Raw genomic sequence first — 1825 nt, 5'->3', positions numbered from 1 at the left:
CATCTAAAGTGCTCATATGGTTTTTAACTTTAATTCCTTCTTTATTTAAAAACCCTATCAGTTCTTTAGCGGGTACTTTTAAGTCTTCGGCTAATTCATACACCCTCATTTTCATTATACATCGCCTCCACCATAAGTTTTATAACCCTTGCTATATTAATTATTACATTTGCTAATTCACCAATGCACCGATTTACCAATTCTCCAATTTACCAATTACAGAAATACTAAGAAAAGACAGTATCGAGTATCCAATTTAATCTCTATTTTAGATTATAATTTTTAAAAAAGCATCTCTTAATTCCTCAAGCTTTTGAGGTGGAATATCTTGTTTTAAAGATTGATTTAAACTATTTTTCCTAAAGGCGATTTCCATGCATTTAACATTAGCACAAAGATAAACCCCTCTTCCTGATTTTTTACCTGTCACGTCTATTTCTATTTTTCCCGCCGGTGTTCTTATGATTCTAATCATTTCTTTTTTTGGTTTTCTACTGTTGCAGCCAATGCAAGTTCTAACGGGTACCCTTTGATTTTTAATCATTAGTCCATACCTTTTTAAAATTAACTTTGTTTTTTCTCTAAGTTATTTTTTAAATCAGCATCATTTTTTTCTTTATATTCTGATTCACTTTTGATATCTACTTTCCATCCGGTTAATTTTGCAGCTAATCTGGCATTTTGTCCTTCTTTTCCAATAGCCAAAGAAAGCTGCTGGTCAGGGACAATTACCGTTGCTGTCTTCTCTTTTTCAAATAGATTTACCATTAAGACCTTTGCTGGGCTTAAAGAATTAGAGATCAATGTCTTTTCATCATCACTCCATTTTATAACATCAATTTTTTCATCGGTTAATTCTTGCATAATTAATTTTATTCGCGAACCTCTATCACCAATGCATGCACCAATCGGATCTACCCGTTCATCCTTGGAATAAACTGCTACTTTTGATCGCTTTCCTGCTTCACGAGCAATATTTTTAATCTCAACCAAACCCTCATGGATTTCAGGCACTTCTAACTCAAATAATCGTTTTAATAATTCAGGATGGGTTCTTGAAGCCAATATCTTCGGACCCTTAGATGTTTTTGCAACTTCGAGGATATATATTTTAATTCTTTTCCCCTTATAATATTCTTCATTTCTTATTTGTTCATTGGGTAAAAGAAGAGCTTCCGTTCTTCCCAAATCTACAATAATATTTCTATGTTCTATCCTCTGTACTACCCCGGTAACAATATCTCTCTCTTTATCAATATATTTTTCATAAATTACATTTCTTTCCGCTTCTCTAATCTTTTGCACTATTACTTGTTTTGCGGTTTGTGCAGCTATTCTGCCGAATTCTTTCGGGGTAGTTTCTACAAAAATAGCATCTTCAATATTATACTTCCCTTTATTTAATATTGGCAAATCATCTATACAAACTTCTCTTAAATGTTCTGAAACTTTCTGCACAATGGTTTTTTTGGTATATACTTTAACCTCCCCACTGTCTTTAGAAATCTCTATTTTTATATCGTTTATATTACTGGCATAATTTTTTCTATATGCCGAAGTAATCGCTGATTCAATTGCCTCTATCAAGACATCTTGAGATATGCCCTTTTCTTTTTCAATTTCATCTAAGACTTTTGCTAAATTTATGTTCATAGAAATATATCTTATCCTCCTTCCCATTAAAATGTATCAAGTAAGTCAATGCTTAATATATAACAAAAGAGTGGTTTTCAATACCACTCTTTTAAGGAGAACAACCTTTTTACTTAAGCACAAGTAATTATAACATAAAAATATTATTTTAGCAATATATAAAACTGTATAT

At 31.5% G+C, this 1825-nt stretch carries 3 protein-coding genes; all 3 read right to left on the bottom strand.

Going from position 1 to position 1825, the window contains the following annotated elements:
• Positions 1-115 (bottom strand): hypothetical protein (locus tag ENO17_01950; GenBank protein HER23808.1); only part of this gene is annotated, 115 nt, incomplete at its 3' end.
• Positions 116-268: 153 nt separating this feature from the next.
• On the bottom strand, positions 269-541 hold the full coding sequence (locus tag ENO17_01945) for a YlxR family protein (GenBank protein HER23807.1): 273 nt from the start codon (positions 539-541) through the stop codon (positions 269-271).
• Positions 542-564: 23 nt separating this feature from the next.
• Positions 565-1653, bottom strand: a complete 1089-nt coding sequence (nusA, locus tag ENO17_01940) for a transcription termination/antitermination protein NusA (protein ID HER23806.1) — start codon at positions 1651-1653, stop codon at positions 565-567.
• Positions 1654-1825: the final 172 nt, after the last annotated feature.

This window comes from Candidatus Atribacteria bacterium (genome assembly GCA_011056645.1).
In the GTDB taxonomy this organism is placed as follows: domain Bacteria; phylum Atribacterota; class Phoenicimicrobiia; order Phoenicimicrobiales; family Phoenicimicrobiaceae; genus Sediminicultor; species Sediminicultor quartus.
This window is presented reverse-complemented; position numbering and strand designations above follow the sequence as displayed.